General features: G+C 60.3%; 21 protein-coding genes and 1 pseudogene. 10 read left to right on the top strand and 12 right to left on the bottom strand.

The window, feature by feature from the left end; translation table 11 throughout:
- The first annotated feature begins 97 nt into the window (after positions 1-97).
- Both ACA047_RS04345 and ACA047_RS04340 read left to right on the top strand, forming a co-directional pair.
- A complete protein-coding gene (locus ACA047_RS04345) occupies positions 98-439 on the top strand; it encodes a zinc ribbon domain-containing protein YjdM (protein ID WP_497357001.1) in 342 nt (113 codons plus the stop codon).
- Positions 440-642: 203 nt separating this feature from the next.
- Positions 643-900: a PA4570 family protein gene (locus ACA047_RS04340; RefSeq protein WP_497356999.1), complete on the top strand. Its 258-nt coding sequence runs from the start codon at positions 643-645 to the stop codon at positions 898-900.
- A 126-nt stretch (positions 901-1,026) separates the two neighbouring features.
- On the opposite strand, the gene bamJ is transcribed toward ACA047_RS04340, so the two are convergent.
- The 4 genes from bamJ to ACA047_RS04320 form a co-directional block, all read right to left on the bottom strand.
- Positions 1,027-1,644 (bottom strand): BamJ family beta-barrel-assembly machinery protein, encoded by a 618-nt coding sequence (gene bamJ / locus ACA047_RS04335; RefSeq protein ID WP_497356997.1) that lies wholly within the window; start codon positions 1,642-1,644, stop codon positions 1,027-1,029.
- 206 nt (positions 1,645-1,850) lie between these two features.
- The gene (locus ACA047_RS04330) at positions 1,851-2,339 is read right to left on the bottom strand and encodes a TIGR00645 family protein (RefSeq protein ID WP_497356995.1); all 489 of its coding nucleotides are present in this window, start codon (positions 2,337-2,339) and stop codon (positions 1,851-1,853) included.
- A gap of 130 nt (positions 2,340-2,469) precedes the next feature.
- A complete protein-coding gene (locus tag ACA047_RS04325; protein WP_497356993.1) occupies positions 2,470-2,811 on the bottom strand; it encodes a PA4575 family protein in 342 nt (113 codons plus the stop codon).
- Positions 2,812-3,085: 274 nt separating this feature from the next.
- Positions 3,086-5,524, bottom strand: a complete 2,439-nt coding sequence (locus tag ACA047_RS04320) for a Lon protease family protein (protein WP_497356991.1) — start codon at positions 5,522-5,524, stop codon at positions 3,086-3,088.
- Between the two features lie 275 nt (positions 5,525-5,799).
- Between ACA047_RS04320 and ACA047_RS04315 the strand changes: the two genes are divergently transcribed.
- The 4 genes and pseudogenes from ACA047_RS04315 (at position 5,800) to ACA047_RS04300 (ending at position 9,272) form a co-directional block, all read left to right on the top strand.
- Positions 5,800-6,288: a DUF3015 domain-containing protein gene (locus tag ACA047_RS04315; protein WP_497356989.1), complete on the top strand. Its 489-nt coding sequence runs from the start codon at positions 5,800-5,802 to the stop codon at positions 6,286-6,288.
- Positions 6,289-6,377: 89 nt separating this feature from the next.
- Positions 6,378-8,231 (top strand): Lnb N-terminal periplasmic domain-containing protein, encoded by a 1,854-nt coding sequence (locus tag ACA047_RS04310; protein WP_497356987.1) that lies wholly within the window; start codon positions 6,378-6,380, stop codon positions 8,229-8,231.
- 113 nt (positions 8,232-8,344) lie between these two features.
- Positions 8,345-8,701 carry a hypothetical protein gene (locus tag ACA047_RS04305; RefSeq protein WP_497356985.1) on the top strand — a complete coding sequence of 119 codons (357 nt, stop codon included), beginning with the start codon at positions 8,345-8,347 and terminating at the stop codon, positions 8,699-8,701.
- A 71-nt stretch (positions 8,702-8,772) separates the two neighbouring features.
- Positions 8,773-9,272: pseudogene (locus ACA047_RS04300) on the top strand (GreA/GreB family elongation factor).
- 214 nt (positions 9,273-9,486) lie between these two features.
- Here the strand turns inward: ACA047_RS04300 and ettA are convergent.
- A complete protein-coding gene (gene ettA, locus ACA047_RS04295; protein WP_123344840.1) occupies positions 9,487-11,151 on the bottom strand; it encodes an energy-dependent translational throttle protein EttA in 1,665 nt (554 codons plus the stop codon).
- A gap of 270 nt (positions 11,152-11,421) precedes the next feature.
- Between ettA and ACA047_RS04290 the strand changes: the two genes are divergently transcribed.
- Positions 11,422-15,270 carry a sensor domain-containing protein gene (locus ACA047_RS04290; protein ID WP_497356983.1) on the top strand — a complete coding sequence of 1,283 codons (3,849 nt, stop codon included), beginning with the start codon at positions 11,422-11,424 and terminating at the stop codon, positions 15,268-15,270.
- Positions 15,271-15,427: 157 nt separating this feature from the next.
- Positions 15,428-16,681 (top strand): serine hydroxymethyltransferase, encoded by a 1,254-nt coding sequence (gene glyA, locus ACA047_RS04285; RefSeq protein WP_497356981.1) that lies wholly within the window; start codon positions 15,428-15,430, stop codon positions 16,679-16,681.
- 151 nt (positions 16,682-16,832) lie between these two features.
- Here the strand turns inward: glyA and yjiA are convergent, their stop codons facing one another.
- From yjiA to ACA047_RS04270, 3 genes are all read right to left on the bottom strand, one after another.
- Positions 16,833-17,801 (bottom strand): GTPase, encoded by a 969-nt coding sequence (gene yjiA, locus ACA047_RS04280; protein ID WP_497356979.1) that lies wholly within the window; start codon positions 17,799-17,801, stop codon positions 16,833-16,835.
- Positions 17,802-17,948: 147 nt separating this feature from the next.
- Entirely contained in the window at positions 17,949-18,146 is a 198-nt protein-coding gene (locus tag ACA047_RS04275) for a YbdD/YjiX family protein (protein ID WP_003201656.1), read from the bottom strand.
- A 16-nt stretch (positions 18,147-18,162) separates the two neighbouring features.
- Complete coding sequence (locus tag ACA047_RS04270) at positions 18,163-20,229, bottom strand: carbon starvation CstA family protein (RefSeq protein ID WP_497356977.1); 2,067 nt, start codon at positions 20,227-20,229, stop codon at positions 18,163-18,165.
- Between the two features lie 158 nt (positions 20,230-20,387).
- Between ACA047_RS04270 and ACA047_RS04265 the strand changes: the two genes are divergently transcribed.
- Positions 20,388-20,744, top strand: a complete 357-nt coding sequence (locus ACA047_RS04265) for a PilZ domain-containing protein (RefSeq protein WP_497356975.1) — start codon at positions 20,388-20,390, stop codon at positions 20,742-20,744.
- A 77-nt stretch (positions 20,745-20,821) separates the two neighbouring features.
- Here the strand turns inward: ACA047_RS04265 and radA are convergent, their stop codons facing one another.
- The 3 genes from radA to ACA047_RS04250 form a co-directional block, all read right to left on the bottom strand.
- Positions 20,822-22,189, bottom strand: coding sequence for a DNA repair protein RadA (gene radA / locus ACA047_RS04260; RefSeq protein ID WP_497356973.1), 1,368 nt, complete (start codon positions 22,187-22,189; stop codon positions 20,822-20,824).
- A gap of 59 nt (positions 22,190-22,248) precedes the next feature.
- Entirely contained in the window at positions 22,249-22,776 is a 528-nt protein-coding gene (locus ACA047_RS04255) for an ankyrin repeat domain-containing protein (RefSeq protein ID WP_497360220.1), read from the bottom strand.
- A gap of 172 nt (positions 22,777-22,948) precedes the next feature.
- The gene (locus ACA047_RS04250) at positions 22,949-24,490 is read right to left on the bottom strand and encodes a catalase (RefSeq protein WP_497356971.1); all 1,542 of its coding nucleotides are present in this window, start codon (positions 24,488-24,490) and stop codon (positions 22,949-22,951) included.
- Positions 24,491-24,775: 285 nt separating this feature from the next.
- Between ACA047_RS04250 and mscL the strand changes: the two genes are divergently transcribed.
- Complete coding sequence (gene mscL, locus ACA047_RS04245; RefSeq protein WP_497356969.1) at positions 24,776-25,189, top strand: large-conductance mechanosensitive channel protein MscL; 414 nt, start codon at positions 24,776-24,778, stop codon at positions 25,187-25,189.
- Between the two features lie 90 nt (positions 25,190-25,279).
- Here mscL and ACA047_RS04240 read toward each other — a convergent pair whose 3' ends face one another.
- Positions 25,280-26,056, bottom strand: coding sequence for a ferredoxin--NADP reductase (locus tag ACA047_RS04240; protein ID WP_497356967.1), 777 nt, complete (start codon positions 26,054-26,056; stop codon positions 25,280-25,282).
- Positions 26,057-26,074 lie beyond the last annotated feature (18 nt).

Here is a 26,074-nt window from a genome sequence, read left to right as displayed (position 1 = left end):
GAGCTTGCTCCCTCGCCACAAGGGCATCGCCCCTTTTTTGCCATAAAACCCTATATAATGTGCGCCCTTTTGCCATCCTGATACCCAAGGAACCTTAGTGAGCACGTTGCCACCCTGCCCTCAATGCAATTCCGAATACACCTACGAAGACGGTACTCAACTGGTCTGCCCGGAGTGTGCCCACGAATGGTCTGCCAGCGGCGAAGCTGAAGCGACTTCCGATGACACAGTGAAGAAAGATTCAGTCGGCAACGTCCTGCAGGACGGCGACACCATCACCGTGATCAAGGACCTCAAGGTCAAGGGCACGTCGCTGGTGGTCAAAGTGGGCACCAAGGTCAAGAACATCCGCCTGTGCGAAGGTGATCACGACATCGACTGCAAGATCGACGGCATCGGCCCGATGAAGCTCAAATCCGAGTTCGTCAGAAAAGTCTGAGCCTTCTGTATTCCATCCCACGCTCCGCGTGGGATGGTGCTTCACCCTCCCCGCCTCAGCCCCATTTTCCACATGCTAGCCAAGCGCCAGCCGTTTGGATCTGACACGACCCACCGTCAGAAAACGAAACGGAACACCAATAGAGACTTGCTATTTAGCGAATAAGAATTATTCTCATCGAACCTTCAAAGGAGATGAGAACCATGACTTATTTAATCGATGCCTGGCTGGACCGCCCACATCCCTACCTCAGGATCCTGCATCGGGAAACCGGGGAAGTCTGTGCGGTGCTTGAAGAAGAAGCCTTGAATGAGCTGCAGGACCAGGGAGACCTGGACATCAATAGCCTGAACTCCAGCGAGCCGCTGGTGCTCAAGGAGCTGGTGCGCAATCTGTTCCTGTTCTGCTATGCCCGGGCGTTGCGCCCCACTGGCGACTTCAATGGCAAGTTTCACGGATGAAACACGCAAACCCTGTGGGAGCGAGCCTGCTCGCGAGGCGGTGTGTCACTCAGCATCGATATCGACTGACTAACCGCCATCGCGAGCAGGCTCGCTCCCACAAAAGTCTGTTTAAGCGTTGATGCCTTACAGAACGTCCAGCAGCTCGACGTCGAACACCAGTACGCTGTGCGGCGGGATGCTGCCAACGCCTTGAGCGCCGTAGGCCAGCTCGCTCGGCACGTACAGGCGCCATTTGCTGCCAGCGTTCATCAGTTGCAGCGCTTCGGTCCAGCCTGGGATCACACCGCCAACCGGGAATTCGGCTGGCTGGCCACGATCGTAGGAGCTGTCGAATACAGTGCCGTCAATCAGGGTGCCGTGGTAATGAGTACGCACTTGGTCTTCACGGGTCGGCTTGGCGCCTTCACCCTGAGTCAGCACTTCAAATTGCAGGCCCGAGGCCAGGGTGGTGATGCCTTCGCGCTGAGCGTTTTCAGCCAGGAATGCACGGCCTTCGCCAGCAGCGGCTTCAGCCTTGGCGGCGGCTTCGGCCTGCATGATTTCGCGGATGACTTTGAAACTGGCGGCCATCTCGTCCTGGCCCACACGGCTCGGCTTGCCGGCGAAAGCGTCGGTCAGGCCAGCCAGGATCGCATCCAGGCTGACGCCCGGTGGCGGGTTGTCGCGCAGCTGGTCGCCCAACTGACGGCCAATGCCGTAGCTGACGCGGGTTTCGTCGGTGGACAGGTTAACTTCGGACATGGTGCTGCTCCGCTGTGCGGACGGCTCGGGATTTTGCCGTGCGTGACACAGCGCCTCCCGGAGCGCCCGGAACCAAAAGGGCGAGCAGACTAGCACAGATGCCGTGGCGGATGACGAGCCCCCCCCATCAAAGCGTCGCCGCCAAAAACGACAACGCCCGCCTGCTTCTCAACAGACGGGCGTTGCATCACGGCGACAAACGGACCTCAGTGCTTGGTCAGTTTGTCCAGGTAGCCCATGGCAAACGCCGACACCACGAAGGTCATGTGGATGATCACGTACCACTTCAGGTGCTCGGGATCAACGTTCTTGGCGTCCATGAAAATGCGCAGCAGGTGAATGGAGGAAATGGCCACGATCGAGGCCGCGACTTTCATCTTCAGCGATGAAGAGTCCATGGTGCCCAACCAGTTGAGCTTTTCCTTGTCGTCGGCGATGTCCAATTGCGAGACGAAGTTCTCGTAGCCGGAAATCATCACCATCACCAGCAGACCGCCCACCAGCGCCATGTCGATCAGCGACAGCAGCACCAGGATCAGATCGGACTCGGCCATGGAAAACACGTTGGGAATGACGTGAAAGACCTCCTGGAAGAACTTCAGCGCCAGGGCCAGCAAGCCCAGGGAAAGCCCGAAGTAGATCGGCGCCAGCAGCCAACGGGAGGCGTACATTGCATTTTCGATAAAGCGTTCCATTGAGTCTCACACCAGGGCTGAAAAATCGCGGCGAGTATATCAGCCACGACTTGCCCCACAAACGCCGGCCCCTCCTTGAACCCTGCCCTGGTGTCATCACTTCACTGCCGGAGCCCGTCCGACGGTGCTTTCAATGCAGCGGGCGAAACTCGAAGCCGCCAACACTGCGACAACGCCCCCCATTGATTTCACGCAGTTGGGCTTGCATGTGCAGGCACCAGATTTGCGGGTCGTCGGCCAGCTCATAGCCGTACAACGTCAGGCTTTGAACGATGTTGTCGAGGGTGGATTCTGCAGCGTTAGGGCCAGAAAACGGGCCCTGGGCTTTAATGGCGGAAGGTTGTTCACCGGCCATTCCGGCGGCAAAGAGCAAGGTCCACATACCGGCATCACCCGCCAGCGGGCGAATGGCGCATTCGATACGGGTCACAAGGCCCAGGCATTGACGAGTAAGGCAAAGGTTGCGCGACATGGCGGCGCCCCTCGATAGATCCGGTATTCAGCCCAGGAGGAGGCTGTTTCGATCCGATGATGATGGCTCTCGCTATCCTTGAGCGGAGAATAGAAGAAAAGTTCCGGCCACAAGCGAATCCGGAACCAGAATACGCCGAATGGTCAAAGTGTGAAGATTGACGCCAAGGTGGCGGCACCTCCCGGGATAATCCCCTTAAAAGCATCACCGCCAACCCAATGTGGGAGCAAGCTTGCTCGCGCCCACATTGGAATGGCAGGGAAACCGAAAAACATCAGGCCGGTTTGGCCTCCATCAATGCCTGCTGCGCCAATTCCTTCTCCGCTTCCTTGATGTCGTCTTCGCTGATCATCTCCGCGATCACCCGCAGCCGCTCCACCACGCGGGCGTTGACGCTGCCCTCCGGGAACTCACCGTTTTCATCCGGCTCACCGGCAGGCTCACCCACCAGCAGGCTCAGGGCTTCGTCGGCCTGGCGCACCGCATAGACGTGGAACAGCCCGGCTCGCACGGCAGCCAGCACTTTCTCGTCGAGCATCAGGGTAGCAACGTTGGCCTGGGGAATGATCGCCCCTTGCTCGCCGGTCAGCCCACGGGCTTCGCAGAGGCGGAAGAAGCCTTCGATCTTCTCGTTGACCCCGCCCACCGCCTGCACTTCACCGAACTGGTTGATCGAGCCGGTAATGGCGAAGCACTGCTTCAACGGCGTCTTCGACAAAGCCGAAATCAGCGTACAAGCCTCCCCGAGGGATGCGCTGTCGCCATCCACATAACCGTAGGACTGCTCCAGGGCGATACTGGCCGAAATCGCCAGCGGGAATTCCTGGGCATAACGACTGCCCAGGTAACCGGTGAGAATCATCACACCCTTGGAGTGGATCGGCTGGCCAAGGTTGACCTCCCGTTCGATGTCGACAATGCCACTGCCGCCCGGGTACACCGTGGCGGAAATCCGCGCCGGCACACCGAACGCCGAGTCGCCCACCTCCAGCACCGTCAACCCGTTGCACTTGCCCACGGCTGCGCCGTCGGTGTCGATCAGGATGATCCCCGCCAGCATATCGTCGAGGATCCGCGCCGAGACGCGCCCGGTACGGGTGGCCTTGGCCTTGAGGGCGCGTTCGATGTGGCCGGCGTCGGTCATCTCGTCACTGGCCAGTTGACGAATGAAATCCGCCTCGCTGACCAATTGGAACAGATCGCCGATACGCGCCGACAAGCGGCCCTGGTGTTCGGCCAGACGAGCACTGTAAGTGGCCAGGCGCGCGACCGCATCGGCGGTCAGCGGGGCCATGCCCTCTTCCGAAGTACGGGTCTTGAGCAACTGGGCGAACTGCTCCAGGCTCTCGTCCCCCATCGGGATGTCTTCGTCGAAGTCCACCAGCACGCGAAACATTTCCTGGAAGTCCGGATCCAGGTCCTGCAAGGCGTAGTAGAGCTGGCGGGCACCGATGATCACAACCTTGACCTGCAACGGAATGTGCTGCGGCGTCAGGGTCACCGTGGCCAGTCGGCCCAGCTCGCCCAGCGGCGATTCCATTTTCAGCTTGCGCGATTGCAGCGCCCGCTTGAGCGCATCCCACACGAACGGCTCGCCGAGCATTTTTTCTGCTTCAAGGATCAGGAAACCGCCGTTGGCCCGGTGCAAGGCACCCGGTCGCAGCTGCCGATACGTGGTGTAGAGCGCGCCTTGATCGGTGCTGTATTCGATGCGCCCAAACAGGTTGTCGTAGGTGGGGTGCGGCTCAAATACCACCGGCGCGCCACCGCTGGACGGATGCCCCACCACCAGGCTCGGGGCGTATTGCTCCTCCAGCAGCTTGCGGGCGATGGCGTCAGTCTTGCTGTCGTCCACCAGCTGCTCGACCACGGTCTTGAGCAAATAGACCTGCATCGCTTGCAAATAACCGCAGACTGCCGCGTTCTCCGCGTACTTCTCCGACAGCGGCGCCAGCAAGGGCTGCAGGGCCAGGGTGATGGTTTCTTCGTTGAGCTGGCGCAACTGGTTGCTGGACTCGCGCTTCCACTGCGGCAGGCTGGCGAGTTCTTCGTTCAGGCGCTCTTCCAGACCGGAAATGTCTTCATGGAAACGCTCGCGCTCGGCCTCTGGCAGTTGGGCGAATTCCGCCTCATCCAGAGCCTTGCCTTCGCTCATCGGCGTGAAGGCGATGTTGCTGCTGTCACGGTACAGCGCGACATCCTTTTCCAACGCCAGGCGCTCGATCACATCGAGGGCGCGGTCATAGCGCTGGTTGAAGGCGCGGTCGATGGCGCTTTTTTTCTGCTGGTAGGACGGGTGCTCGAACACCGCCGGAAAGGTCGCCAGCAGGTTGTCGATCAGGCCATTGATGTCGGCGATGAAAGCACCGGCAGTGCCCGACGGCAGCTCCAGGGCACGGGGTTCGCGGGGCTCATCGAAATTGTTGACGTAGACCCAATCCGCCGGGGTCTGCAGGCGCTTGCCTTCGGCCTTGAGATAGCGTTTGACGAACGAGAACCGGCCGGTGCCGGGCTCACCCATGACAAATACGTTGTAACCGGGGCGTGGCATGGCCACGCCGAACTGCAAGGCTTCGACCGCACGTTCCTGGCCAAGCACACCGCGGAAGGGCTCCAGATCATTGGTGGTAGAGAAGCTGAACTGTTCAGCGGAAAACGGACGGGTCAGCGCTTCGGGCGCTAGACGCAAGCTGGCAGCAACAGGATCAGGCATCGGGCTTCCTTACATCAGGCGGGGCAGATAGCGGCATTCTGGCGCTGCCTGTACCTGACTGGCAAGGAGCGCCTCAGGCCAAAGCATAGTCGAGGGGCAAACCTGGAGCGCTGGCCCGTAAATGAGTGAGTTAAAGCAATGTTTGTGCAAAAAGTCACGGAACCCTTGGATCGTGCCTAAACTCCAAATTGCGCGGCTGGAACAATAACCGGCCCACTGGCAGCTGTAGGGGCCAGACCCTGTCCATTGGTATGCACATACAAGAGAACATAGCTATGAAACGGATTCTTCTCGGTACTCTCTTCACCGCTGTATCCATTAACGCCATGGCTCAGGCACCGGGCGGCCCGGATTGCGGCTGGGGCAATATGCTGTTCGAAGGTCAGCGTGGCACTCCGGCTCACTTCCTGGCATCCACCACCAACGGCACTTCTGGCAACGCCACCTTCGGCATGACGTCCGGCACCAACGGCTGCTCGACCAACGCGGCACTGACCTACGGTGGCAAGTCCTGGCTGGCCATGAACGGCATGATGAACGAGCTGTCCGAAGACATGGCCAAGGGTCAGGGCGAAGCGCTGACCACCTACGCCGTGGTACTGGGCGTAGCGCCGCAAGATCGCGAGCATTTCGCTGCTGTCACCCACGAGCACTTCCAGCAGATCTTCAGCAAGGCTGACGTGACCGCAGAAGACGTGCATACCAATACCCTGGCCGTACTCAAAAGCGACCCTCGCCTGGCCAAGTACGCGACTCAAGCTTAAGCTCGACAACACTCGCTCCTCCCGGGGAGCGGGTTTTTCTTTTTGGGGCCCCTTTCGGTCTTTATTTTCGACTTTCCAAGTAGCTGACTATGCTCAAACGCCTTGCCTGGCTGGCGCTCTGTGTGTGCGCTCCGCTGTCCGCCGCGCCTCATGTCGACCCTCAACGTTTGCAGCAACTGGCCAATGACCGATTCTGGATTTCCCTGGGCCATTACGAAACCGCCAAGCTCGGCGGCTGGCGCAGCTATATCAGCGACAAAAAATTCTTTCTCGCGCCCGACGGCAATGCACACCCCGACCGTGAACTGACCGCCACGCTACAAGCACTGTACGGCCCGGCCAGCGCCGGCCAGCAGCACGCCCAATGCGTGTATCCGGCACGTACACGCTGGCTGAAGGCGCAGCTCAACCTGACGGATCTGCCGGCGGTCAACTGCAGCGAATTCACCCAATGGTTCAAGGATGTAGCGCCCCACAGCGCGGTGTTGATTTTCCCGGCCGCCTACCTGAACAGCCCTTCTTCGATGTTTGGCCATACCCTGCTGCGCATCGACCAGGCCGATGTGCAAAGCGACAAGACTGCCCTGCTCAGCTATGCGATCAATTTCGGCGCCTACATCGAAGGCTCGGACAACAGCATTCTCTACGCCTGGAAAGGCTTGATGGGCGGGTATCCCGGCCTGTTCGCCCTGGTGCCATACCAGGAAAAACTCTCCGAGTACCGTAGCCTGGAGAACCGCGACTTGTGGGAATACCGCCTCAATCTGAGCCAGGCGGAAACCGAGCGCATGGTTGAACACGTCTGGGAACTCAAGCAGATTCAGTTCGACTATTTTTTCTTCGACGAAAACTGCTCCTATCGCCTGCTCGAATTGCTGCAAGTGGCCCGGCCCAGCCTGCGCCTGACCGAACAATTCCCGCTGACGGCGATTCCCACCGACACCGTCAAAGCCGTGAAAGAAGCCGGGTTGGTGGAGAGCATCGAATATCGACCGTCCCGTGAACGGGAACTGCTCAGCCGCGCCGAACCGCTCACCGACGATGAACAACAATGGGTGCTGAAAGTCAGCGCCGATCAGCAACAACTGCAAACGCCTGGATTCAAGGCATTACCGCGCGGGCGCCAGGCGCTGATCATCGATGCGGCCTACCGCCTGGAGCGCTATCGTGCCAACGGCCAGGAACGTGACCCGCAACGCGCCCAGCGCAGTTTCGAACTGTTGCGAGCGATCAACCAGAACCCCGCGCCGGAACTCGACATTCCACGTCCGGGCCTGCCCGAGGATGGCCACGAGTCGCGCACCTGGCAGGCCGGTCTCGGCACACGGGGCGACCGGGCGTTCGGCGAGTATGGCCTGCGCATGGCCTATCACGACCTCAATGACAACGCCGAGAGTTTCCCGCTGGGGGCACAGATCGAAATCCTGCAATTGAAGCTGCGCCAGTACGAAGGCAATGACTGGCAGTTACAGCAACTGGACCTGGCGACCATTCGCTCCCTGACCCCGCGCAACGAGCTGCTGCAGCCGCTGTCCTGGCAGGTCACCGGCGGTCTGGAGCGGGTGCCGGGCAAGCATGACGATGAAACGCTGGTCAGCCACGTCAACGGCGGGGCCGGTGGGACTTGGGCCCTGGGCGAAGACGTACTGGGCTTTGCCCTGGGCACGGTGCGGGTCGAACACAACAACGACTTCGCCCAGTTCATCGCCCCTGCCACCGGGTTCAACAGCGGTGTGCTGTGGAAAAACCCGCTGGGCAACCTGAGCCTGGAAGCCAAGGGCGACTATTTCATCAACGGCGAAGTGCGCCGCAGTCTGAGCCTGAATCAACAGTGGGAATTGTCCCGCAACCTCGGCCTGCGCCTGAGCGCCCAACGGGAGTTCAGCCACCTGGCCTCTCCAGAAAATGAAGTGATGCTAGAGGTCAAGTGGTACCACTATTGACCGAGTGATGCGCACGCCCATAAGCCGCGAACAGATTAATCACAGCGCTTTCACACCCGCCTGACGAATCCACTTCTAAACTTTTGGATAAGTGGATTCAGCAGGAAGGCAAGATGAGGCGCGCGGTAGTGGTATTGGGTGTGTTGCTGTTGCTCGGCGGCTGTGAAACCACCCACGAAGAGCTGATCGCCCGAGGTTATCCACCGGCATTCGCCGATGGGTTCGATGACGGTTGCAGCAGCGGCCGGCAAGCGGCCGGTGTGATCTCCGGCCAATTCAGGAAAGACGTGCCACGTTACCTCAAGGACGCACGCTATGCCGAAGGCTGGAGCGATGGCTTTCGTCAATGCCAGGCCATGCGTGAAAGCGAGGACCGGGACGCCTACCGCGAACGTCATTGGGACGAGCGCGAACGAGCCTGGCAGCAAGAAAAGGATCGAGGCGCCGCCCGGGCTTATCGTTCGCAGTGAGTCGCGAACAGACATCCGTCGAAACCAAAAGCCTGCGACCATGGCCCAAACTCCAATAGAGGAGCAATGCCATGAGTCGCGCCTTCGTCAACGAAGACAACGCCGCAGCCCAGGCCGATCAGCCGGTCGAACGCCAGGTCAGTGCGCAACCCAATTACGTCACGCCCGCCGGTTTCGTCCAATTACAGGGCCGAGTCGCCGAGTCGCCGAGTTGCAGGCGTTGCGTAGCCAGCAGTCGGACAAGGGCGATCAAGCGGACAAGCAACGTATCGCGGACATTGAACGGGACCTGCGGTATTTCAACCAACGCCTGCAAAGCGCACACGTCGTTACGCCGACTTCATCCGATCAAGTGCGAATCGGGCACTGGGTAACCTTCGTCGACGATCAGGATCACGAGCAGCGGGTGCAATTGGTGGGTGAAGACCAGGCCGATGCAGCCAGTGGGCTGATCAACTGGGGTTCGCCATTGGGTCAGGCGTTGCTGGGAGCGAAGGCTGGGGATGAGGTGATCTGGGAACGACCGGTGGGAGATCTCGCCATCGAGGTAGTTGCGATAGCGCTCAACTAATTTCTCTGCCCGGCGCAATCAGTTCCCGACATCAGCCTGCTGACGGGAATATCGGGCGTAGGCTATGCCTTGCTGTATCAGATTGCTCCAACCCTTCCCAACATGCTCTCACTCGATTTCGCCGTGCCCACGTAAGCCCGCTCCCACAGTAGGATGGCGCCCATAAAAAAACGGAGCCTTTCAAAGGCTCCGTTTTTATTCAACTCACCACGAATCAGGCCAGTTTCTTGTGCCGTACGCGGTGTGGCTGGGCAGCGGCTTCGCCGAGGCGTTTCTTGCGATCGGCTTCGTACTCGGTGTAGTTGCCTTCGAAGAACACCGCTTGCGAGTCGTCTTCGTACGCCAGGATGTGGGTCGCCACGCGGTCGAGGAACCACCGATCGTGGGAGATCACAATGGCGGCGCCCGGGAAGTCCAGCAGGGCCTCCTCCAGGGAACGCAGGGTTTCGACGTCAAGGTCGTTGGACGGTTCGTCGAGCAGCAGGACGTTGCCGCCCTCCTTCAAGGTCAGCGCCAGGTGCAAGCGACCGCGCTCACCACCGGACAAGTCCTTGACGAACTTCTGCTGGTCCCCGCCCTTGAAGTTGAAGCGGCCGACGTAAGTGCGCGACGGGATTTCATAGTTGCCGATGCGGATCTGGTCGGAACCGTCGGAAATCTGCTGGAACACGGTCTTGCTGCCGTCCAGGTCTTCGCGGCTCTGGTCGACGCAGGCCAACTGCACGGTTTCGCCGATTTCGATGCTGCCCGAATCCGGTGTTTCCTTGCCCATCAGCATGCGGAACAACGTGGATTTACCCGCACCGTTACCACCGATCACGCCGACGATGGCGCCTTTTGGCATGGAGAACGACAGGTTGTCGATCAGCACGCGGTCGCCATAGCCCTTGGTGACGTTCTTGAATTCGATGACCTTGTCACCCAGGCGTGGACCGGCCGGAATGTAGATCTCGTTGGTTTCGCTGCGCTTCTGGAATTCCTGGGACTGCATTTCCTCGAAGCGTTGCAGACGTGCCTTGGATTTGGACTGGCGGGCCTTGGCGCCTTTGCGCACCCACTCCAGTTCTTCCTTCATGGCTTTTTCATGGGCCGACTGCTGCTTGGATTCCTGGGCCAGACGATCGGATTTGGCTTCCAGCCAACCCGAATAGTTGCCCTCGTACGGAATACCCGCGCCGCGGTCGAGCTCCAGGATCCAGCCAGCGACGTTGTCCAGGAAGTAACGGTCGTGCGTGATCGCAACCACGGTGCCCGGGAAATCGTGCAGGAAGTGTTCGAGCCAGGCGACGGAATCGGCGTCCAGGTGGTTGGTCGGTTCGTCGAGCAGCAGCATGTCCGGCGCGGACAGCAGCAAGCGGCACAGGGCCACGCGGCGTTTTTCACCGCCGGACAAGTGTTCGACCTTCGCGTCCCAGGCTGGCAGGCGCAGCGCATCGGCAGCGACTTCCAACTGACGGTCCAGGTTGTGACCATCACTGGCCTGCAGGATCGCTTCGAGTTTGGCCTGTTCGGCGGCGAGCTTGTCGAAATCGGCATCCGGCTCGGCGTAGGCGGCATAGACCTCGTCCAAGCGCGCCTGGGCGTCCTTGATCACGCTGACCGCTTCCTCGACCACTTCACGTACGGTCTTGGTCGGGTCCAACTGAGGCTCCTGAGGCAGGTAGCCGATATTCAGGTCCGGCATCGGACGGGCCTCGCCGTCGAATTCGTTGTCGACGCCGGCCATGATTTTCAGCAGCGTGGATTTACCCGAACCGTTGAGGCCCAGCACGCCGATCTTGGCGCCAGGGAAGAACGAGAGTGAAATGTTTTTCAGGATTTCCCGCTTCGGCGGAACAACTTTGCTCAGCCGATGCATGGTGAAGACGTATTGAGCCATGGTGAACCTAGCGTCAGTGACAGGTGAAAAGAACGACCCAGGCCATGCGCTGCGCAGGCACTTGATGGTCATCAACGCCTGGGGCAGATAAAGCCTGGGGATCTGGAGCTGGAACGCTCTTGTTTGACCGGCAAAGCTACCTCAACCGTCGGTCAAGGTCCAGCCACCAAGGGCTGGCACTTTGCCACAAGTCAAGGCATGCTAGCCGTCCGTCGGATGTCCGGCTTATAGTGCACCTTGCGCCAGTCCAGCAAACTGCAGGATTACAGCTTGTCCAAAGTCACGCCGACCCTGTCCCCACGCGCACCGGCAGCTGTGCCCGGCTCGCCCCTGCGTGGAACATTGAAGGGTGCGCTGGCTACTTTGGTGCTGCTGTTGCTCGGCTTACTTTTCTGGCAGTTGCTCGACCAGTTGCGCGAAACCCAACAGCAACAACGCCAGTACACCATCGACTATACCGCCGATCTGGCCGCGCAAGTCAGCCTGAACATGGCCCTGAACGCGCAAATCGCCCTCAACCTGCTACCGATCGTCGAACAACCGCAAAGTGCCGACGAACAGCAGGCCCTGTTGCGCAAACTCCAGCAATCGCTGCCTGAACTGCGCAGCCTGGCGCTGCTGAGCCCTTCCGGCAAAGTGCTCAGTGACAGCGCCGCCCAGAGCAAGGACGCCGACTATCTGGGCGAACTGGTGCGTCGCAGCCGTGCCCAGGCCTACTATTTCAGCAATGCCGAAGACGGCTCCGTGGTGCATCTGCTATTGCACCAGGCCGCCGGCAGCACCCGCGGTTACTGGGTTCTGCGTCTGACCCCGAACTTTTTCTTGACCCTGACCAAGCAAGCCGATACGGGCTTGCGCCCGCTGTGGCTGGTGGAAAACCGTCTCAACCAGCAAATTATCAGCCGCGACGAAAGCCTGCCTTCGGCCAGCCCTACCCGTCTGTCCCCGGATGACCTGAGCAACACCGTGCTGACCGTGCCCTTGAGCAGCAGCGACTGGCAACTGCGTGGGTTGTTCGACCGACGTCAGGTGATCGAGCAACTGCTGCCGGCCTTCATCGGCAAATGCCTGCTGGGCCTGGCGTTTTCGTTACTGCCGGTGATCGCACTCCTGAGCATGCGCCGGCGCCAGCGCCAGTTGCATGAAGGTCGTCGTCGCTACCAGGATATTTTCGAAGGCACCGGCGTGGCCCTGTGCGTGCTTGATCTGTCGGGGCTCAAGGCCTTCTTTGAAAAGGCCGGCCTGCACAGTGGCGAACAGTTGCGCGCCTGGGTAGAAGACCCACACCAGCTCGAACAACTGCGCCAGGAAGTTCACGTCACCGAAGTCAATCAGATGGCGTTGAAGCTGCTCAACGTCGACTCTTGCGAACAGGCCTGGCACTTGCTGGTCGGCAAGGGCCCTGAGGACAGCAACCCCGTAGGCTCGAAACTGCTCCAAGCGCTGCTCGACCAGCACAAACAGCTGGAACTGGAAATCAAGCTCCAGGACGCCCATGGCCGCGATCAGCATCTGTGGCTGGTACTGCGCCTGCCCGAAACACTGCAGAACTATAACGCCGTCATCCTGAGCATCAGCGACATCACCAGTCGCAAGCTGATCGAACTCTCGCTGCTCGAGCGCGAAGGCTTCTGGTCCGACGTGGTGCGCACGGTGCCGGATCATCTCTACGTGCAAGACGTCATCAGCCAGCGAATGATCTTCAGCAACCATCACCTGGGCCACACCCTGGGCTACGATCGCACCGAGCTGCAGCAGATGGGCGAGTACTTCTGGGAAATCCTGCTGCACAGCGACGACGCCGATCACTACCACAGCCTGCGCCAGGAACAACGGCAGGCCGGGTATTTGAAACTGCTGCAATGTCAGCTGCGCTTTCGTCATCGCAACGGCAAATGGCGGCGTTTCGACATTCGTGAACAAGCCCTGGCCCGGGACCGGCACGACCAAGTGACGCGGATCATCGGCGTGGCCAAGGACATCACCGAGCAGATTGAGGCCAGCGAATCGCTGCGCGACAGCGAACAACGCTACCGGATGCTCGCCGAAAGCATCAGCGACGTGATTTTCTCCACCGACAACAAGTTCTCGCTCAACTATGTCAGCCCATCTGTACAAGCAGTACTGGGCTACACCGCCGACTGGATCTTCCAGAACGGCTGGCAATCGACCATCGCCAACCCGCAGCAACTGACCGGCATCTACACCCTGATGGACCAGGTCAGCAAGGCCCTCGACAAGCCCGAGCAACTGGCCGAGCTGCGCAACCAGATGCAGACCCAGCTGTTTCTGTTCGACTGCCTGCGTGCCGACGGGCGCAAGATCCCCATCGAGCTGCGGCTGGTGCTGGTGTGGGATGAGCACGGCGCATTCGAAGGTGTGCTCGGCGTAGGCCGCGACATCAGCCAGCAGCGGCGCGCCGAAAAAGATCTGCGCATGGCCGCCACGGTATTCGAGCATTCGACTTCGGCGATCCTGATCACCGACCCGGCCGGCTACATCGTCCAGGCCAACGAAGCCTTCAGCCGCGTCAGCGGTTATGCGGTGTCGCAAGTGCTGGACCAGTTGCCCAACATGCTGACCGTGGACGAGCAGCAGGAAGCCCACCTGCGCTATGTGCTCAAACAGTTGCAACAGCACAGCACCTGGGAAGGCGAAGTCTGGCTCAAGCGTCGCAATGGCGAGCACTACCCGGCCTGGGTCGGTATCACGGCGGTGCTGGACGATGAAGGCGACCTGGCCAGCTACGTGTGTTTCTTCAGCGACATCAGCGAACGCAAGGCCAGCGAGCAGCGCATTCATCGCCTGGCCTATTACGACGCCCTGACCCATCTGCCCAATCGCACGCTGTTCCAGGATCGCCTGCACACCGCGCTGCAATCGGCCGAGCGGCAGAAGAACTGGGTGGTGCTGATGTTCCTCGACCTGGACCGCTTCAAGCCGATCAACGACTCACTGGGCCACGCCGCCGGCGACCGAATGCTCAAGGAAATGGCCACGCGGCTGCTGGGTTGCGTGGCCGATGACGACACCGTGGCGCGCATGGGCGGCGACGAGTTCACCCTGCTGCTGCAACCCCGCGCCAGCCGGGAAATGGCGCTGAACCGGGCGATTACCGTAGCCGAGCAGATCCTCGCCAGCCTGGTCCGGCCATTTGTGCTCGAAGGTCGGGAGTTCTTCGTCACCGCCAGTATCGGTATCGCCCTGAGCCCCCAGGATGGCAACGAGCTGAGCCAGTTGATGAAGAACGCCGACACGGCCATGTATCACGCCAAGGAGCGCGGCAAAAACAACTTCCAGTTCTATCAGGCCGACATGAACGCCAGCGCCCTGGAACGGCTGGAACTGGAAAGCGACCTGCGCCATGCCCTGGAGCAGAACGAGTTCGTGCTGTATTACCAGCCGCAGTTTAGCGGCGATGGCAAACGTTTGACTGGCGCCGAAGCCCTGCTGCGCTGGCGGCATCCGCGCCGTGGTTTGGTGCCGCCGGGGGACTTCATCCCGGTACTCGAAGAGCTCGGTCTGGTGGTGGATGTCGGCGACTGGGTCATCAGTGAAGCCTGTCGCCAGCTCAAGACCTGGCACCAGGCCAAGGTCCGGGTGCCAAAGGTCTCGGTCAACATTTCGGCCCGGCAGTTCTCCGACGGCCAGCTCGGCACGCGCATCGCCAATATCCTGCGCAGCACGGGCTTGCCGCCGGCCTGCCTGGAGCTGGAACTGACGGAAAGTATTCTGATGCGCGAGGTCAGCGAGGCGATGCAGATTCTGGCCGGCCTGAAAAACCTGGGCCTGAGCATCGCGGTGGATGACTTCGGCACCGGCTATTCGTCGCTCAACTACCTCAAGCAATTCCCCATCGACGTGCTGAAGATCGACCGTACTTTTGTCGATGGCCTGCCGTCCGGCGAACAGGATGCCCAGATCGCTAGGGCGATCATCGCCATGGCCCACAGCCTGAACCTGGCGGTGATCGCCGAGGGCGTCGAAACCCACGAGCAACTGGACTTCTTGCGCGAACATGGCTGCGACGAAGTCCAGGGCTACCTGTTCGGCCGCCCGATGCCGGCTAACCGGTTTGAAGCGCAGTTCAGCAATGATGCGCTGTTCATGCTTGACTGAGGCCTTGTACTGTCTGTGCCCGCGATGAGGCCGGCACAGGCACCGCCCCTCTTGTGTGAATCCCATTCGTCCGCGACATGACGTCCTTTCATATGCCTTCCAAAAGCGGTTGGGGTAGAATGCCCCCCTTTTCTGCCCCCGATCCTTGAGGACCGCCATGTTCAGCCGTGATTTGACTATTGCCAAGTACGACGCCGATCTCTTTGCCGCCATGGAGCAAGAAGCTCAGCGCCAGGAAGAGCACATTGAGCTGATCGCTTCGGAAAACTACACAAGCCCCGCGGTGATGGAAGCTCAAGGCTCGGTACTGACCAACAAGTACGCCGAAGGCTACCCAGGCAAGCGCTACTATGGCGGTTGCGAGTTCGTCGACGTGGTCGAGCAACTGGCCATCGACCGCGCCAAAGAACTGTTCGGCGCCGATTACGCCAACGTCCAGCCGCACGCGGGCTCCCAAGCCAACGCCGCCGTCTACCTGGCGCTGCTGTCGGCCGGTGACACCATCCTGGGCATGAGCCTGGCCCACGGCGGTCACCTGACCCACGGCGCCAGCGTTTCGTCCTCCGGCAAGCTGTACAACGCCATCCAGTACGGCATCGACGGCAACGGCCTGATCGATTACGACGAAGTCGAGCGCCTGGCCGTCGAGCACAAGCCGAAAATGATCGTGGCCGGTTTCTCTGCCTACTCGCAGATCCTCGACTTCCCGCGTTTCCGTGAAATCGCCGACAAGGTCGGTGCTTACCTGTTCGTGGACATGGCTCACGTAGCGGGCCTGGTCGCCGCTGGCGTCTACCCGAACCCGGTGCCGTTCGCCGACGTGGTCACCACCACTACCCACAAGACCCTGCGCGGTCCACGTGGCGGCCTGATCCTGGCTCGCGCCAATGCCGACATCGAGAAAAAGCTGAACTCCGCCGTATTCCCGGGCGCCCAGGGTGGCCCGCTGGAGCACGTGATCGCAGCCAAGGCGATCTGTTTCAAGGAAGCGCTGCAACCTGAGTTCAAGGCTTATCAGCAGCAAGTGGTGAAAAACGCCAAGACCATGGCCGGCGTGTTCATCGAGCGCGGCTTCGACGTGGTCTCCGGCGGTACCGAAAACCATCTGTTCCTGCTGTCGCTGATCAAGCAAGACATCTCCGGCAAAGACGCTGACGCGGCGCTGGGCAAGGCGTTCATCACCGTGAACAAGAACTCGGTGCCAAACGACCCACGCTCCCCGTTCGTCACCTCCGGCCTGCGCTTCGGCACCCCAGCCGTGACCACCCGCGGCTTCAAGGAAGCCGAGTGCAAGGAACTGGCCGGCTGGATCTGCGACATCCTGGCCGACCTGAACAACGAAGCGGTGATCGACGCCGTTCGTGAGAAGGTCAAGGCTATCTGCAAGAAGCTGCCGGTATACGGCGCTTAATAAGCCCGCTAAACCGCTGTTAAAAAAGGCCCGCATCGAAAGATGCGGGCCTTTTTCATGCGCTTGTCTCGTCCTGAATAAGGTTTACACCTTCTGACTTTTCTTCAGGAGGTACCAATGGATTCAGGGAAAAGGCGCAGACACCGGGACGTCAAAGTAGCGCAGCCTCGAAGCCTGCGCGGATTTTCTCTTCCGGCAGCTCATCGGCAATGAATACGATCACGCTTTCCCGGGCTTCGCCTGGAGCCCATTCGGTGTCCCAATCAAAACCGTACAGCTTGAGCACGCCCTGGAACACCAGCCGACGGGATTCGCCCGCGATGTTCAGCACGCCCTTGTAGCGCAGCAACTGCTTGCCGTGCTCTTCCAGCAACTGGTTCATGAACTCGCTGAGTTTATCGATATCCAGCGATTTATCGGTACGAAGCACGAGGCTGCTGATGCGATCACCCGTGGTTGCCTTGCCGACCGGTCGTAAGCTGAACCCGGCGCCCAGGTCGGCATTGAGATTGAACCCGCGGATGTCGAGCAGTTCGGCCAGGTCGATCTTGCCGTGTTCGACCACCCGAATGGGCGCCCGCCGGTTGATGCGAGTCAGGCGCTCGCCAAGGGCTTGGACATGGGCAGCGTCCACCAGATCGGTCTTGCTCAAGAGCAGGCGGTCGGCAAACCCGACCTGGGCCTGGGCGATGGCTTGGCTCAGGTGGAGCTCGGCGTGAGCGGCATCCACGAGGGTCAGAATCCCGTCGAGGATGTAGCGCTCGCGCAAGTCCTCGTCGATGAAGAAAGTTTGGGCCACCGGGGCCGGGTCGGCGAGGCCGGTGCACTCGATCACCAGGCGGTCGAAGGCGATCTCGCCGCTGTCCAGCCGTTCGAGCAACAAATACAAGGCTTTGGTCAGGTCCGTGTGGATGGTGCAGCACACACAGCCGTTGGCCAGGGTCATGACTTGCACCGGCTCGTCGCCCAGCAGCTGGGTGTCGATACCGGCATCGCTGAATTCGTTTTCAATCACGGCGATTTTCAGGCCGTGCTCGGCCTTGAGCAGATGGCGCAACAGCGTGGTCTTGCCGGCACCGAGGAAGCCGCTGAGGATGGTGACCGGGATGGGAGAGGTCAAACTGAATCTCCTGTTTAGAAATTAAAGAAGCACACAAAACAACTGTGGGAGCGGGCTTGCTCGCGAAGGCGGTGTGTCAGTCAACATCAATGCCACTGACCCAACGCCTTCGCGAGCAAGCCCGCTCCCACAGGGGATTACCTCACTTCAACAACACTTGGGCCCACCCTTGCCGCCGTAACGGGCCTCCTGGCGTTCCCGAAAGAACGCCTCGTAGTCCATCAGCGGTTTGTCCGGGTGTTTGGTTTGCATGTGCTCGACGTAATTGTCGTAGTCGGGCATGCCGACCATCAGGCGCGCGGCCTGACCGAGGTATTTACCGAGGCGACTCAAGTCATTGAACATCGTTGCAATCCTCGATTCAGGCGTCCGGCAAGGCCTGGAATGGCGCTTCTTTATCCGTGCGTTCCTTCGTGCCCCAGGCGGCGATGCCGACCTTGAGCGCGTAGAACAGGATGCTGAAGACCACGAACAGGAACAACACCGTCAGCGTTGCGTTGGTGTAGGCGTTGAACACCACGTGCTGCATCTGCTCGATGTTCTTGGCCGGAGCCAGGATCTGGCCGGCGGCCAGGGCATCGTTGTATTTGCGCGCCAGGGCCAGGAAGCCGATCGCCGGGTTGGCGTCGAACAGCTTGATCAGGCCCGCCGTGGTGGTGCAGATCAGCAGCCAGGCCGCCGGCAGCAGCGTGACCCAGATGTAGCGCTGGCGCTTCATCTTGATCAGCACCACGGTGCTGAGCATCAGGGCGATACCGGCCAGCATCTGGTTGGAGATGCCGAACAGCGGCCACAAGGTGTTGATGCCGCCCAGCGGATCGATCACGCCCTGATACAGCAGATAGCCCCACAGCGCCACACAACCGGCGGTGGCGATCAGGTTCGCCGGCCAGGATTCGGTGCGTTTGAGCGACGGCACGAACGAGCCCAACAAGTCCTGCAGCATGAACCGCCCGGCACGGGTGCCGGCGTCCACCGCAGTGAGGATGAACAGCGCCTCGAAGAGGATCGCGAAGTGGTACCAGAACGCCATGGTGTTCTCACCCGGCAGCACCGAGTGCAGGATCTGCGCGATCCCGACCGCCAGGGTCGGCGCACCGCCGGCACGGGCCAGGACGGTGGTTTCGCCGATGTCCTTGGCCACCGCTTGCAGCGCCTCGGGGGTGATTGCAAAGCCCCAGCTGCTGACAGTCTGCGCCACGGCCACCACGTCACCGCCGACGATGGCCGCCGGGCTGTTCATGGCGAAGTACACGCCTGGCTCGATCACCGACGCGGCGACCATGGCCATGATCGCCACGAAGGACTCCATCAGCATGCCGCCGTAACCGATGTAGCGGGCGTTGGTTTCGTTATCCAAGAGCTTGGGCGTGGTGCCCGACGAGATCAGCGCATGGAACCCCGAGACCGCGCCGCAGGCGATGGTGATGAACAGGAACGGGAACAGCCCGCCCTTCCACACAGGTCCCGTACCGTCGGTGAACTGGGTCAGCGCCGGCATTTTCAGCTCGGGCATGGTCACCAGGATGCCGATGGCCAGGGCGATGATGGTGCCGATCTTGAGGAAGGTCGACAGGTAGTCCCGTGGCGCCAGGATCAGCCACACCGGCAGCACCGCGGCGACAAAGCCATAGCCGATCAGCATCCAGGTGATCTGGATCCCGGTGAAGCTGAAGGCCTTGGCCCAGACCGGGTCGGCGGCAATCTGCCCGCCCAGCCAGATCGAGCCCAGCAGCAACAGCACGCCGATGAGCGAGATTTCACCGATGCGGCCCGGGCGGATGTAGCGCATGTAAATGCCCATGAACATCGCAATCGGGATGGTCGCCATCACCGTGAAGATGCCCCACGGGCTCTCGGCCAGGGCCTTGACCACGATCAGCGCCAGCACCGCGAGGATGATGATCATGATCAGGAAGCAGCCGAACAGCGCAATGGTCCCGGGGATGCGGCCCATTTCTTCACGGACCATGTCGCCCAGGGAGCGACCGTTGCGGCGGGTGGACAGGAACAGGACCATGAAGTCCTGCACCGCACCGGCCAGTACCACACCGGCGATCAGCCAGAGCGTGCCGGGCAGGTAGCCCATCTGCGCCGCCAACACCGGCCCGACCAGCGGCCCCGCACCGGCAATGGCCGCGAAGTGGTGGCCGAACAGAATGTGTTTGTTGGTCGGGACATAGTCCAGGCCATCGTTGTTGAGCACGGCGGGGGTGGCCCGGCGCGCATCGAGTTGCATCACGTTGTTGGCGATGAAGAGGCTGTAGTAGCGGTAGGCGACCAGGTAGATGGCCACGGCTGCGACGACGATCCAGAGGGCGTTAATCGCCTCGCCTCGGCGCAAGGCCACGACGCCCAGGGCGCACGCTCCTACGACGGCCAGCAGTAGCCAGGGTAGGTGGCGTAGCAGGCTATTATTGTTTTTCATTTTTATATTCCGGCCAGGGTGGACAAGAAAGATAGCCACCGGAGTTTAGCGCTAACGAGCATAAAGGCCATACCCGACATTCGTCTGTCGCCAGCCGAACGGTGACGATCACGCATCAGTTGGGTCTATAGTCATTGAATCTTCAGAGGGAATGCGTGATGAGCGATCGCCGCCGCTTCGTACGAATCGAATTCCATGCCAAAACCGAACTGAGCCAGGGCTCATTCACCTGGCCGGTGAAACTGCTGGACCTGTCCCTCAAGGGCCTGCTGATCGAAAAACCCGAGCCCTGGCTCGGTCACCCCGAAGAACCCTTCATTGCCGACATCCACCTGAGCAATGAGGTCGAGGTGAAGATGGAGGTTCGGCTGACTCACGACGACCATGGGCACTTGGGTTTTGTCTGCAAACATATCGACCTGGACTCCATCGCGCACCTGCGCCGGCTGGTGGAGCTGAATCTGGCGGATAACGATGAGCTGGAACGGGAATTGGCGGCGTTGATTCAGATCTGAACAGCCCTAAGCCCCTGTGGCGAGGGAGCTTGCTCCCGCTGGCCTGCGCAGCAGGCCTCAGATCTGAGATCACGGTGCTATTCGAACAACGCATCCAGCGCCTGTTCCAGGCGTGTCACGGCAATGATCTGCAACCCCGGGGGGGCTTCCTTCGGCGCGTTGCCCTTGGGCACGATGGCGCGCCTGAAACCGTGCTTGGCCGCTTCCTTGAGTCGCTCCTGGCCACTGGGCACCGGCCGGACCTCGCCCGACAGCCCGACTTCGCCGAATACCAGCAGATCATGGGGTAACGGACGATTGCGCAGGCTGGACATGACCGCCGCCATCAGCGCCAGGTCGGAGGCGGTTTCCAGCACCTTGACCCCGCCGACGACGTTGAGGAAAACATCCTGGTCGTGAGTAGGAATGCCACCGTGTCGATGCAGGACGGCCAACAACATGGCAAGCCGATTCTGATCCAGCCCCAGGGTGACCCGGCGCGGGTTCGCCAGATGACTGTCATCCACCAGCGCCTGTACTTCCACCAGCATCGGACGGGTCCCTTCCCACGTCGCCATGACCACACTGCCCGGCACTTCTTCCTGGGCACGCGTCAGAAAGATCGCCGAAGGGTTTGAGACTTCTTTCAGCCCTTTGTCGGTCATGCCGAACACGCCCAGTTCGTTGACGGCGCCAAAGCGATTCTTCACCGCCCGCAACAAACGCAGGCGACCATCGGACTCCCCCTCGAAATACAACACGGTGTCGACCATGTGCTCCAGCACCCGCGGCCCCGCCAGCGCGCCTTCCTTGGTCACGTGGCCCACCAGGAAAATCGCCGTGCCGCTCTGCTTGGCGTAGCGCACCAGCAACGCCGCGCTTTCGCGCACCTGGGACACGCCGCCCGGGGCCGATTGCAGCTGCTCGGTGAAAATCGTCTGGATCGAGTCGATCACCATGACTTTGGGTTTTTCCAGGCGAGCCGTGGCGATGATGGTTTCGATGCAGGTCTCGGTCATGACCCGCAACTGGTCCTGGGGCAGCCCCAACCGTCGGGCCCGCATGGCGACTTGCTGTTGGGATTCTTCACCCGTGACGTACAGCGCCGGCATGCGAGTAGCGAGGTTGCACAAGGTTTGCAGCAGGATGGTGGATTTGCCGATGCCCGGGTCCCCGCCGATTAGCACCACCGAACCGTCCACCAGGCCACCGCCCAGTACGCGATCCAGTTCACCGGAACCGGTGGAAAAACGCGGAATCTCTTCAACGCTGACTTCAGCCAGGGTCTTGATCTGCGCCTGCTGACCGGCCCATCCCGTACGGCCGGTGGGCGCCGCGGCGCCGCCACTTTCCACCATGGTTTCGGTCAGGGTGTTCCAGGCCCCGCATTCACTGCACTGGCCAGCCCATTTGGGAAAGGTCGAGCCGCACTCGGTGCAGCCGTACATGCGCTTTGCCTTGGCCATCTGAACTCCCGGAGAAAAACCGCGATGATAGCCCAGCTAGCTGCACAGACCACCAGGGATCAACGCGCAACCGGCATTCTGATTTCACCATTGGCCAGATTCGTCGCGGTATTGCCCAAAGGATCCGTGGCCTCCAGGTCCGCGCCCTTGGCCTTCAGGGCATCGAGCAACTCGGCGCGCTTGAACAGGCCGGCGTACATCGCCGCGGTCTGTCCTGCACCGTTGCGCTGGTCCGGGCTGCAATCGGTGGACAATAGACGGCGCGCGATCTGCACCTCGCCCTTGAAAATGGCGCCCATCAGCGCCGTGTTGCCGCGCTTGTCCTGGGCGCAGGCATCGGCGCCGGCAGCCAGCAGCCGCTCCACCGCATCGCCATGGCCGTGGTACGCCGCCAGAATCAGTGCGGTGTAACCCTTTTCATCCTGGGTATTGAGCGAATAACCGGCCTCGATAAAGGTCTCGAGCATCGGCACATCGCCCCGACGGGCGGCGTCAAAATAATAATTTTGCAACTGTTCTTGTACAACAGCCGGGTCGGCGGGCACAGGCTGATCGGCCCATACGCTCAATGACCAGGTTGCGAGCATCGAAAACAGGAAGTTACGCAGCATGACGTCTCCTTGGCGCAAGGCTGTAGATGCTGGGTTGTGGGAGCATGGCTTGCCCGCGAAGCAGACGACTCGGTCTGGCTTCAGACCGCAGCGTCTGCTTCGCGAACAAGCTTTGCTCCCACAGGTTATGCACTTGCCGGACTGTGGATCAGTCGCTCAGTTTTTCCGCCAGGGCCTTGACCCGGGCCAGATCACCTTTGGCAACGCGGGCCACGCCAGTGCCGTATTCCGGGTCAGCCTTGTAAAGGAACGACAGGATGATGTGTTTGCTCTCATCATCGGTGGTCGCCAACGAGCCGCCGAAGTTTTCGATCAGGTCATTGCGCTCCTTCTGATTAAGCGAACGGTACAGATCACCGGCCTGCTTGAAGTTCTGCTCGCGCTGGATCTTCGCCTGCTGCGTACTGCCGGTCAGCGCCGTCTGGCTGTAGCGTGCCGCTGGCTGCTCCTCACGCTGCATCAGGCGGCTTGGCTGATAATTCACCCCGGTGCTGGTGCTGCCCGGGTTCATCGCGCCGTCCTGGTTACCATTGTTCACCGCTACCTTGGGGGCGTTGATCGGCAGCTGCAAAGCATTGGCGCCTATCCGGTACATTTGCGTATCGGCATAGGAAAACACTCGCCCCTGGAGCAAACGATCTTCCGAAGGCTCGATACCCGGTACCAGATTGGCCGGCGCCATCGCCACCTGTTCGGTTTCCTGGAAAACATTCGCCGGATTGCGGTTCAAGACCATCTGCCCGACTTTGCGCTCAGGCACGCCCGGCCAGATTTTGGTCGCGTCCAGTGGATCGAAGTCAAACGTGGCCAAGTCTTGTGGGTTCAAAACCTGAACGTACAAATCCCACTTCGGAAAATCGCCTTTATTAATATGACTGACCAGATCATTGGTCATATGACTGTAATCTTGCCCCTGAACTTTCACGACTTCTTTCGGATCGAGGTTTTTCAGCCCCTGCAAACTTTTCCAATGAAACTTCACATAGTGAATTTCACCCTTGGCATTGACCAACTTGTAGGCATGCACACCATTACCGTCCATTTCACGATAACTGGCCGGTGTGCCGGAGTTGGAATACAACTCGGTCAGGGTGCGGGTGGCTTCCGGAACATGGGAAAAGAAGTCGAAACGGCGCGAGTCGTCATCCAAGTTGGTCCGCGGGTCGGGTTTGAACGCATGGACCATGTCTGGAAACTTGATAGCATCGCGGATGAAAAAGGTCGGGAAGTTATTACCCACCAGATCCCAGTTCCCCTCGGCGGTGTAGAACTTTGTGGCAAAACCACGGGGGTCGCGCAGGGTTTCCGGAGAATGATTGCCGTGCACCACGGCAGAAAAACGCACAAACACCGGCGTGACCTGACCACCCGCGAAGACCTTGGCCTTGGTCAGGTCGCTGAGGTCGTCGGAAACCGTGAAGGTGCCATGGGCGCCGGTACCACGGGCATGCACCACGCGTTCGGGGATGCGCTCGCGGTCGAAGCGCTGGAGCTTCTGGATCAGTTGCACGTCTTGCAACAGGGCCGGGCCATTGGGACCCGCCGTTTGCGAGTTCTGGTTGTCACCGACCGCCGCACCATTGTCCCGAGTCAGGGTGGCAGCGTTGACGGACAAGGACAGCAGGCCAGCGGTCAGTACAACAAGAGCGTGGCGGGGGGCAAAAGCCCCTCGGCCAAGGGAGGTGTTCATAGACGTTTCCTCTGATGTTATAGAGCGCATCCATGTGCGCCTTTCAGAGGCTAATGCTCGAAAAAGGAAAACCTAAATAGAAATACCGTACCGCTCTGATAGAAAAAACGTTGTGGGGGATTGGTCTGAAACCGCGTATCACGCGCGATTGATGGCACTTTGTAAACTTTTTGCTGGGTGCCGGGTCGATAAACTGCAAGCTTTGTAAGCAGACATGTCGAGCGGGACGCATTTGACTGATTTACACTGCCAGTATCAATCTCATCTGTCACAAGGAACAACTCAATGGGCGTGCTAAGCGAGTTCAAGGCCTTCGCGGTCAAAGGCAATGTCGTCGACATGGCTGTCGGGATCATCATCGGTGCCGCTTTCGGCAAAATCGTTTCGTCATTTGTTGGCGATGTGGTCATGCCACCGATTGGCCTGCTGATCGGTGGAGTGGACTTCAGTGACCTGGCCATCACGCTCAAGGCCGCCCAAGGTGATGCGCCTGCGGTTATGCTGGCCTACGGTAAGTTCATCCAGAGCACCATCGACTTCATCATCGTGGCGTTCGCCATTTTCATGGGCGTGAAGGCCATCAACCGCCTCAAGCGCGAAGAGGCCGTAGCCCCCAGTTTGCCGCCCGTTCCGACCAAGGAAGAACTGCTGCTGGGCGAGATTCGCGACCTGCTCAAGGCGCAGAACGAACGGCCCTGAACACGCCTGCCTTAAAAACGGCACCCTTGGGCCAATGCCGGTCAGCCAAGCGAAATAGCGACGAGCATGAGTCCTTGGGACGCCATTTTTTTACCAGTAGTTCTCCACCGCCACCTGGCCTGGCCGACGGGTGAGGCTCAGTTGCAGGCCCCGGGTCTTGAGCAACTTGCGCGTGTCGTCGATCATTTGCGGGTTGCCACACAGCATGACCCGCGAATGCTCAGGCGTCAGCTCGACGGCCGCCGCCCGTTCCAACTCGCCACTGTCGATCAGCGCGGTGATTCGCCCGCTGAGCGCATCCGGATGCTGCTCACGGGTGACGGTCGCAATGAAACGAAACTTATGAGCGTACCCGGCCAGATAGTCGCGCTGAGTCAACTCTTTGATCAGGTCCTGATACGCCAGCTCCCGCGCCTCGCGCACGCTGTACACCAGGATGATCCGCTCGAATTTCTCCCAGGCTTCAAAATCCTGGAGAATCGATAGAAACGGCGCAACCCCCGTCCCCGTGGACAACAGCCACAAATCCCGCCCGTCAACGAAACGGTCCAGCGTCAGATAACCGAAGGCGTGGCGGTCTACCAACAGGCTGTCGCCTGGCTGTAAACGACTGAGTTCACTGGTGAATTCCCCCCCCGGAACAACGATGGAAAAAAACTCGAGGAATTCGTCGAACGGCGAAGACACCATGGAGTACGCCCGCCACACGGTAGTGCCGTCCGCTTTGGCGACCCCCAGCCGGGCGAACTGACCTGCATGAAAACGAAAGCCGCAATCCCGGGTGGTACGTAACGTAAACAAATGAGGGGTCAACGGTCGAACGTCGAGCAAGGTTTGACGGGTGAACTTCTCTGTGTTGTCGGTCATGAGCCACTCCAATGAGAC

The sequence above is a fragment of the Pseudomonas sp. LBUM1664 genome (assembly GCF_059695895.1).
This window is presented reverse-complemented; position numbering and strand designations above follow the sequence as displayed.

Excerpts from the sequence above, each read along its gene's own strand:
- ACA047_RS04315 (WP_497356989.1), top strand. The coding sequence starts at position 5,800 with ATGAAACGGATTCTTCTCGGTACTCTCTTCACCGCTGTATCCATTAAC.
- ACA047_RS04250 (WP_497356971.1), bottom strand. The coding sequence starts at position 24,490 with ATGAACACCTCCCTTGGCCGAGGGGCTTTTGCCCCCCGCCACGCTCTT.
- ACA047_RS04255 (WP_497360220.1), bottom strand. The coding sequence starts at position 22,776 with ATGCTCGCAACCTGGTCATTGAGCGTATGGGCCGATCAGCCTGTGCCC.
- ACA047_RS04325 (WP_497356993.1), bottom strand. The coding sequence starts at position 2,811 with ATGTCGCGCAACCTTTGCCTTACTCGTCAATGCCTGGGCCTTGTGACC.
- radA (WP_497356973.1), bottom strand. The coding sequence starts at position 22,189 with ATGGCCAAGGCAAAGCGCATGTACGGCTGCACCGAGTGCGGCTCGACC.
- ACA047_RS04270 (WP_497356977.1), bottom strand. The coding sequence starts at position 20,229 with ATGAAAAACAATAATAGCCTGCTACGCCACCTACCCTGGCTACTGCTG.
- ACA047_RS04275 (WP_003201656.1), bottom strand. The coding sequence starts at position 18,146 with ATGTTCAATGACTTGAGTCGCCTCGGTAAATACCTCGGTCAGGCCGCG.
- ACA047_RS04340 (WP_497356999.1), top strand. The coding sequence starts at position 643 with ATGACTTATTTAATCGATGCCTGGCTGGACCGCCCACATCCCTACCTC.
- ettA (WP_123344840.1), bottom strand. The coding sequence starts at position 11,151 with ATGGCTCAATACGTCTTCACCATGCATCGGCTGAGCAAAGTTGTTCCG.
- glyA (WP_497356981.1), top strand. The coding sequence starts at position 15,428 with ATGTTCAGCCGTGATTTGACTATTGCCAAGTACGACGCCGATCTCTTT.
- ACA047_RS04305 (WP_497356985.1), top strand. The coding sequence starts at position 8,345 with ATGAGGCGCGCGGTAGTGGTATTGGGTGTGTTGCTGTTGCTCGGCGGC.
- ACA047_RS04330 (WP_497356995.1), bottom strand. The coding sequence starts at position 2,339 with ATGGAACGCTTTATCGAAAATGCAATGTACGCCTCCCGTTGGCTGCTG.
- ACA047_RS04265 (WP_497356975.1), top strand. The coding sequence starts at position 20,388 with ATGAGCGATCGCCGCCGCTTCGTACGAATCGAATTCCATGCCAAAACC.
- ACA047_RS04310 (WP_497356987.1), top strand. The coding sequence starts at position 6,378 with ATGCTCAAACGCCTTGCCTGGCTGGCGCTCTGTGTGTGCGCTCCGCTG.
- ACA047_RS04320 (WP_497356991.1), bottom strand. The coding sequence starts at position 5,524 with ATGCCTGATCCTGTTGCTGCCAGCTTGCGTCTAGCGCCCGAAGCGCTG.
- mscL (WP_497356969.1), top strand. The coding sequence starts at position 24,776 with ATGGGCGTGCTAAGCGAGTTCAAGGCCTTCGCGGTCAAAGGCAATGTC.
- bamJ (WP_497356997.1), bottom strand. The coding sequence starts at position 1,644 with ATGTCCGAAGTTAACCTGTCCACCGACGAAACCCGCGTCAGCTACGGC.
- ACA047_RS04240 (WP_497356967.1), bottom strand. The coding sequence starts at position 26,056 with ATGACCGACAACACAGAGAAGTTCACCCGTCAAACCTTGCTCGACGTT.